Source organism: Spirosoma sp., assembly GCF_048594605.1.
In the GTDB taxonomy this organism is placed as follows: Bacteria; Bacteroidota; Bacteroidia; order Cytophagales; family Spirosomataceae; genus Spirosoma.
This window is the reverse complement of sequence record NZ_JBMDWV010000239.1, coordinates 1-6,564: the sequence shown is the minus strand read 5'-3', so window position 1 is coordinate 6,564 and position 6,564 is coordinate 1. Positions and strand designations below refer to the sequence as shown.

The 6,564-nt window shown below is 47.6% G+C and carries 8 protein-coding genes and 1 pseudogene; 6 read left to right on the top strand and 3 right to left on the bottom strand.

Going from position 1 to position 6,564, the window contains the following annotated elements; genetic code table 11:
* Positions 1 to 90: 90 nt before the first annotated feature.
* The 3 genes from ACOJS8_RS14915 to ACOJS8_RS14905 all read right to left on the bottom strand — a co-directional run bounded on the left by ACOJS8_RS14915 (position 91) and on the right by ACOJS8_RS14905 (position 2,527).
* Positions 91 to 933, bottom strand: a complete 843-nt coding sequence (locus tag ACOJS8_RS14915) for a hydroxymethylglutaryl-CoA lyase (protein ID WP_420149338.1) — start codon at positions 931 to 933, stop codon at positions 91 to 93.
* The gene (locus ACOJS8_RS14910) at positions 930 to 1,280 is read right to left on the bottom strand and encodes a transmembrane 220 family protein (protein ID WP_420149337.1); all 351 of its coding nucleotides are present in this window, start codon (positions 1,278 to 1,280) and stop codon (positions 930 to 932) included. The genes ACOJS8_RS14915 and ACOJS8_RS14910 overlap by 4 nt, the downstream gene beginning before the upstream one ends.
* Before the next feature lie 131 nt (positions 1,281 to 1,411).
* Positions 1,412 to 2,527, bottom strand: a complete 1,116-nt coding sequence (locus tag ACOJS8_RS14905; protein ID WP_420149336.1) for a tetratricopeptide repeat protein — start codon at positions 2,525 to 2,527, stop codon at positions 1,412 to 1,414.
* A 99-nt stretch (positions 2,528 to 2,626) separates the two neighbouring features.
* Between ACOJS8_RS14905 and ACOJS8_RS14900 the strand changes: the two genes are divergently transcribed.
* The 6 genes and pseudogenes from ACOJS8_RS14900 to ACOJS8_RS14875 form a co-directional block, all read left to right on the top strand.
* Positions 2,627 to 3,877, top strand: a complete 1,251-nt coding sequence (locus ACOJS8_RS14900) for a M16 family metallopeptidase (RefSeq protein WP_420149335.1) — start codon at positions 2,627 to 2,629, stop codon at positions 3,875 to 3,877.
* Positions 3,874 to 4,356: a 2-C-methyl-D-erythritol 2,4-cyclodiphosphate synthase gene (gene ispF / locus ACOJS8_RS14895; protein WP_420149334.1), complete on the top strand. Its 483-nt coding sequence runs from the start codon at positions 3,874 to 3,876 to the stop codon at positions 4,354 to 4,356. The genes ACOJS8_RS14900 and ispF overlap by 4 nt, the downstream gene beginning before the upstream one ends.
* 13 nt (positions 4,357 to 4,369) lie before the next feature.
* Positions 4,370 to 5,500 carry an amidohydrolase family protein gene (locus ACOJS8_RS14890; RefSeq protein ID WP_420149333.1) on the top strand — a complete coding sequence of 377 codons (1,131 nt, stop codon included), beginning with the start codon at positions 4,370 to 4,372 and terminating at the stop codon, positions 5,498 to 5,500.
* Positions 5,501 to 5,537: 37 nt separating this feature from the next.
* Positions 5,538 to 5,762 carry a hypothetical protein gene (locus ACOJS8_RS14885; RefSeq protein ID WP_420149332.1) on the top strand — a complete coding sequence of 75 codons (225 nt, stop codon included), beginning with the start codon at positions 5,538 to 5,540 and terminating at the stop codon, positions 5,760 to 5,762.
* 11 nt (positions 5,763 to 5,773) lie between these two features.
* Entirely contained in the window at positions 5,774 to 6,199 is a 426-nt protein-coding gene (locus ACOJS8_RS14880; RefSeq protein ID WP_420149331.1) for a putative toxin-antitoxin system toxin component, PIN family, read from the top strand.
* 3 nt (positions 6,200 to 6,202) lie between these two features.
* Positions 6,203 to 6,564, top strand: a pseudogene (locus ACOJS8_RS14875) (dipeptide epimerase); the annotation flags it as partial.

Sequence of the window (6,564 nt, the reverse complement as noted above, 5' to 3'; positions counted from 1 at the left end):
GCGATGTTTATGTAGTGGGGCATGGGGGTAAGGGCAGAGGCCACTGAGTAGGGCTTTTAACCCTCTGCCCTTACCCCCATGCCCTAAGCCTCAAAACACCCCAGCCGACAACGTAAGGGCTTTTTGAAAGGCTTCCTGATTGATGGCCACGGGGATTTTTTCGCTGACCAACGTATCAATAATTTCTTCAGTGGGCAAATTGCCGGTGAGCGCATCGGCAGCCATCGGACAGCCGCCAAACCCACGTAATGCCCCATCAACACGCTGAACACCTGCCCGGACAGCCGCCCGGACTTTATCGGGCGCTTCACCAGGCCGGGCATGTAAATGCGCGCCGAATTCAATCTGAGGAAAGGCGGGAATAAGCCGCCGAAATAAATGCCCGATGGACTCAGGCGTTGACGTACCGACGGTATCGGATGGTGCTACAATGTTAATTCCTATTTGCGACAGTCGAGCTGTGAATTCGCCGATAAGGTCAGGGCTATATGGATCGCCGTAAGGGTTTCCGAAACCCATCGACAGATAAACGACTAACTCTTTTTTCGACCGAAGACACAGGTTTTGAATCTCTGCCAGTTCAGCAAACGCCTGCTCAATTGACTTGTTGGTATTACGTTGCTGAAACGTTTCGGATACGGAGAGTGGAAAACCAACGTAGTTAATCTGCTCATAAGCAATGGCCTGTTCTGCCCCACGAACATTGGCGACAATGGCCAACAATTTCGTTTTGGTTTTGAATAAATGAAGGCCAGCCAGTACGTCGGCAGTGTCCCGCATTTGCGGAATGGCTTTGGATGACACAAAACTCCCAAAATCGAGCGTATCAAACCCAACCTGCAGTAAGGCATTCAAATACCGGATTTTCAGATCAGTCGGAACAAAGTGGACTAAGCCCTGCATCGCATCCCGAGGGCATTCAATGAGCTTCATCGACGTAACGGTTGACGCATGAGTAGGGCAAAGAAGCCCATGATTACGGCACAAATCGCTAATCCACCTGCTTCGCGAGCCATTTCGATATTTACACTCCGCATTCCCATTTCGTTGAACAGAAACCCTTCAAACACAGGCGGCCACTGATACCAGGCAGCAACGCTGTACATAACGGCCATTACTACGTAAAACCACCAGCGGCCTACCCCTGCAAAGGCCATAAAACAGGCAATAGCTGCCAGGCCATAAATTGGAACCCAGACCTCAGGATCAGGGTCATTGTATTGAAAGGCTGCGAACAGAACGAACAGTAGCCCAAAAACGATAGAAAGAGTTTTACGCATGTTTTAGAGAATCAACTTCCGTATTTCTAAAAAGCATGAACCAGCTTATTATAATGATAACAACGAATGCACGAAGAATATTCGAACAGCGCGTAGTCTCTTTATTTAATTAAACTAACCCTGACTCCAATCTATTTATACGCCTTTGCTTCCCGAATGAGTGATTTATACTCGCCTACAGCCAATACTTTTTTATAATACATTTTAGCCTGGTTGCGATTATCCGACCGAGCGGCAATACGAGCTAATCCAGCGTAGGCAAACGCCTGATATTCCTGCGTGTAGGCTTCGTTTGAAGGTTGTTTCAAAGCAGTCTGGTAAAATTCGGCTGCTTCTCTGTCGTTTTTATCTGCCAGTTCGGCCAGCATCCCCGAAAACGTATTGAAAGCCAGCGGTACCAGTTTATTAGGCATCTGCTTAAGTCGTTGTACAGCCGGACGAGCTTCCACGTATCGTCCCGCCAAAAGCAACGCTTCAGCGTAAGTCATGGCAAACAGCGGATTATTCGGGTACTTATCGACCAGATACTTCATATAGCCCACAGCCCGCGTCGGATTCGACTCGTGTTTCATCAAAATATGCGAGAGATAGTAATTAGCTACAGGCCTCATAAACATTGCCTTATGCGTTGCTACGTCCATTTGTTTTATACCTAAAGCAATATCGCCGTCGGCAAAGAAAAACATGAACGGCCTCACAATCGGATGATCGATCGGGTAGCGCTCAACGTAGTAGTTATAAAGCCCGCTGGTAAAATAGAAATCCGGATTTTTGTCCATCAGCTTAAACCCGTCGCGCAGAAAACTGTAGGCTCGTTTCGATTCGCTAACTGCTTTCAAAGATTCGCCCTGATTATGGTAAAGTGATGCCATATAACTATGACAGGTCAGCATAAAGAACACGGCTTCCGGATCATCTTCATTTTTATCGATCATCCGTTTCGAGAGTTCCATTGCCTGATTAACGACCTGTATGAACTGGGCCGTTGCTGCTTTATTTTCGGCTAAAGGCAGATTTTGAATATCCAGTTGCGTAGCTCGCAAAATTAACGCTACCGGATGCTGCGGATAACGAGCCTGAAGCTGCCGAATCTGCGCGTCGGCCTGGGGGAATTCCATGCTATAAATGTCATCCAGCGCTTTTAGAATAAGTTGCTGAGCAACCGGGTCCTGTATGACCTGCGCCTGAACGTTTAGCGATAAACAAAGCCAGATAAGTACCAGAATGGCGTTTTGGAAAATGGACAAAGTGATAGTTGCAAGATGGTCGTTTGATTCTATACGACCAGAAGTGTACTTTTGTTCAATACGTATTACCGAATAAGGGCTCTACACAACCCTTTCTCTATGATTCATTACGAACAATTCGTTTTAAATAATGGCCTGCGGGTATTCGTCCATAAGGATGAATCGACGCCAATGGCGGCTGTCAATATAATCTACAATGTTGGTTCGCGTGACGAAGATCCATCGAAAACAGGATTTGCCCATTTGTTCGAACATCTGATGTTTGGTGGGTCGAAACATATTTCGTCTTACGATGAGCCGTTGCAGAAAGTCGGGGGCGAAAACAACGCCTTTACCAGCCCCGACATTACAAATTATTACATTACCCTTCCGGCCGCTAACTTGGAAACGGCCTTCTGGCTCGAATCAGACCGTATGCTGAGCCTTTCCTTTGACCCACAAGTGCTTGATGTACAGCAAAAAGTTGTCATCGAAGAGTTCAAGCAGCGGTACCTCAACCAACCTTACGGCGATGTTTGGCTCAAGCTACGTCCATTAGCTTATACACAGCATTCGTATCGCTGGGCCACGATTGGCAAAGACATCAGCCATATTGAGGAAGCCACAATGGACGATGTGAAATCGTTTTTCTTTAAATATTACCTGCCCAACAATGCGATTCTGGTAGTGGCTGGCAACGTAACAGTTGAGCAAATCAAGCAACTGTGCGACAAATGGTTTGCTCCAATTCCAGCGGGGGAACCCTATATCCGTCAATTGCCTGTAGAACCTATTCAGACCGAAGCTCGCAAGCTGGAGACTTCTGCTAAAGTTCCGCTGGATGGTTTGTACAAAGCGTATCACATGCCCGGACGTTTTGAGCCGGGCTTTCATACTGCCGATCTGTTGAGTGACATGCTTGGCCGGGGAAAATCATCCCGTTTGTATCAGAAATTGTTACGTGGCAACCCCTTATTCAGCAGCATCAATGCTTATATCACGGCGTCAATTGATCCGGGCCTGCTGATTGTACAGGGCAACCTCAACAAAGGCACTACGCTCGAAGAAGCCGACGCAGCCGTCGAAGCCGTTGTTCAGGAATTTATTGATCAGGCTGTTGCTGATGACGAATTGGCCAAAGTTAAAAATCAGGCGGAAGCGACGCTGGCTTTCTCGGAAGTCGAACTCCTGAATCGGGCCATGAACCTTGCCTATGCCGCGAATGCAGGTGATCCGGATTTAATTAATCGGGAGGGTGCCCTGATTCAGGCCGTTACGCCTGACGACATACAAACGATGGCCCGGCAAATACTCCGGAAAGACAACTGTTCGACTCTGTATTATCGTCGGTCCGACGTAGCAGTAGCATGAAAATACGCGTAGGACAAGGGTATGATGTTCACCGGCTCGCAGAAGGCCGGCCGTTCTGGCTGGGCGGTATTCAGGTCCCCAGTACGTTTGGTGCGGTTGGCCACTCTGATGCTGACGTAGTGTGTCACGTATTGTGCGACGCCCTGCTGGGAGCCGCCAACATGCGTAACATCGGCTATCATTTTTCCGACAAAGATCCGCGTTGGAAAGGCGTTGACAGCAAAATTCTGCTGGCCGAAGTACTACGTATGGTACGTAGCGCCGGTTACGAAATCTCGAATGTCGACGTAACGGTTGTTTTACAGGAGCCAAAACTCAATCCGCATATTCCGGCGATGAAAACCTGTCTGGCGAACGTAATGGGTATTACCGAAGACGATATTTCGATTAAAGCTACCACATCTGAGCATATCGGTTTTGTGGGACGTAGCGAAGGTATTGCCGCTCATTGCGTGGCACTGATTTTTAGACAGGATTAACTTGATTTACAGCATGATAACTTTACGTTCACTACGTTCCGCGCTTGCTCTTACTGCGCTAAGTTTTTCTGCCTTTGCTCAGAAACCCGCCGAGATGCCACTGGGCTTTGAAGAATATGACCCCGTTTCGACGCTGAAAGTGCCTGAGCATAAACTAACGCGGTCAAAATATCCATTCATCGACGTTCATAATCACCAGTTTCAGATGGATAAGCAAGACCTGAAAAAGCTGGTTTCGCAGATGGACAGCCTGAATATGGGACTGATGGTGAACCTGAGCGGTCGGGGCTTTGCGGACGATGAAGCACGTAGCACAAAGTTTTTTGATGACGCGCTGGCGAATGTTCAGAAAAGTTATCCCAAACGGATCACGCTGTTTACCAATGTTAACTTCTCGAACGTCAACGATAAAGGCTGGTCGGCACAGGCCGTTAAAATGCTGGAAGACGACGTAAAGAAAGGCGCAAAAGGGCTGAAAATTTACAAAAGTCTTGGTTTTAGTGTGAAAGATGACAAAGGCAACCGCGTTCGCGTTGACGATCCGCGCCTTGATCCGATCTGGGCCAAGTGCGGTGAGCTGGGAATTCCTGTACTGATTCACACCGCCGACCCCAAGTCGTTCTGGGACCCGATGGACCGCTACAACGAACGGTGGCTCGAACTCAAACTTCATGCTGGTCGCAAGCGCGGCCCGAACGATCCTGTCCCCTGGGGCCAGCTTCTCACTGAGCAGCACAATGTATTTCGCAAACATCCGAAAACCACGTTCATTGCCGCGCATATGGGCTGGTACCCGAATGATCTGAACAAGCTGGATAGCCTAATGAAGGTTTTCCCAAATATGAACGTCGAGATCGGGGCTGTTATCGCCGAGCTGGGCCGCCAGCCAAAAGCCAGCAAGGCCTTTTTTGAGAAGTATCAGGATCGGATTCTGTTTGGAAAAGACAGTTGGGTTCCGTCCGAGTACGCTACGTACTTCCGCGTATTGGAAACCGACGACGAATATTTTCCCTATCACAAAAAATACCATGCGTTCTGGCGCATGTACGGCATGGGGCTGCCCGATGAAGTACTGAAGAAAGTGTACTACAAAAACGCGCTACGTATCATTCCAGGGCTCGACAAAAGCCAGTTCCCGAAGTAAAAAATGCGTATATTTGATAAAAGCACTTGTTATGGCAATGACTCCACAACCGGAAAAGCTGAATTCAATGCAGCTACATCTGTTACGTTTCTTTAGCGAACACCAAGTTTCTGAACAGGAGACGAAAGAGATTCAACAACTGATTGTCAGACATTTTGCCAATAAAGCGGATGCCCGTATGGATAAAATCTGGGTTGAGCGAAATTTTTCAGACCAGACGATTGACGAAATCCTGAACAGCCCCTTAAAAAAGTCTACTTAAGAGTTGAGTGAATGACAATTGTAGTTGATACTAATTGCCTATTAGCGGCTGTTCCCAAAAAATCACAGTACCGGTGGTTGTACGATGCGATTTTAAATGAACAGGTTCGTCTCGTTGTTACAACCGAAATCATAACAGAATACGAGGAACAGTTAGAGTTATTCTACGCCCCTGATTATGCCGAATTCATTCTGATTGCTTTGCTTAACATACCTTCGTTAGTCAGAATTAATCCACTTTCATTCTACTGGTTGCTGATTGCCAACGACCCCGACGACAATAAATTTGTCGATGCAGCCATTGCTGCCAACGCCGCTTATATTATTACAAACGACAGTCATTATCGTCTACTGAAAGACATTCCTTTCCCTTCGGTTAATTGTGCTCGATTGGCAGATTTCAAACCAATTCTCGACGATTTTCTGAGCAATCAATGATTCATGAAAATTACCCAAATCAATCTTTATCGCTTCGATATTCCACTGAAAGCGCCGATTTCCATTTCGCTCGGCACGATTGATAACGCCCGGAATATACTGGTTGAAATACAGACCGACGAAGGGATTACGGGATGGGGCGAAGGGTCGCCGTTCTGGATGATTGTGGGCGAAACGCAGGCGTCGGGACTGGCGGCAGCGAACGACATGGCGCATCTGCTGATCAGTAAAAATCCGCTCGATATTGAAGGCTGCCTCACTACGTTAATTCGCTATTTGCCGGGTCATGTTACAACGCGCTCAGCCTTCGATATGGCCCTGTACGATCTGGCGGCCAAAGCGGCTAATATGCCCTTGTATCAATT

Coding starts and splice junctions, on each gene's coding strand:
- ACOJS8_RS14915 (WP_420149338.1), bottom strand. CDS start 933: ATGAAGCTCATTGAATGCCCTCGGGATGCGATGCAGGGCTTAGTCCAC.
- ACOJS8_RS14910 (WP_420149337.1), bottom strand. CDS start 1,280: ATGCGTAAAACTCTTTCTATCGTTTTTGGGCTACTGTTCGTTCTGTTC.
- ACOJS8_RS14900 (WP_420149335.1), top strand. CDS start 2,627: ATGATTCATTACGAACAATTCGTTTTAAATAATGGCCTGCGGGTATTC.
- ispF (WP_420149334.1), top strand. CDS start 3,874: ATGAAAATACGCGTAGGACAAGGGTATGATGTTCACCGGCTCGCAGAA.
- ACOJS8_RS14890 (WP_420149333.1), top strand. CDS start 4,370: ATGATAACTTTACGTTCACTACGTTCCGCGCTTGCTCTTACTGCGCTA.
- ACOJS8_RS14885 (WP_420149332.1), top strand. CDS start 5,538: ATGACTCCACAACCGGAAAAGCTGAATTCAATGCAGCTACATCTGTTA.
- ACOJS8_RS14880 (WP_420149331.1), top strand. CDS start 5,774: ATGACAATTGTAGTTGATACTAATTGCCTATTAGCGGCTGTTCCCAAA.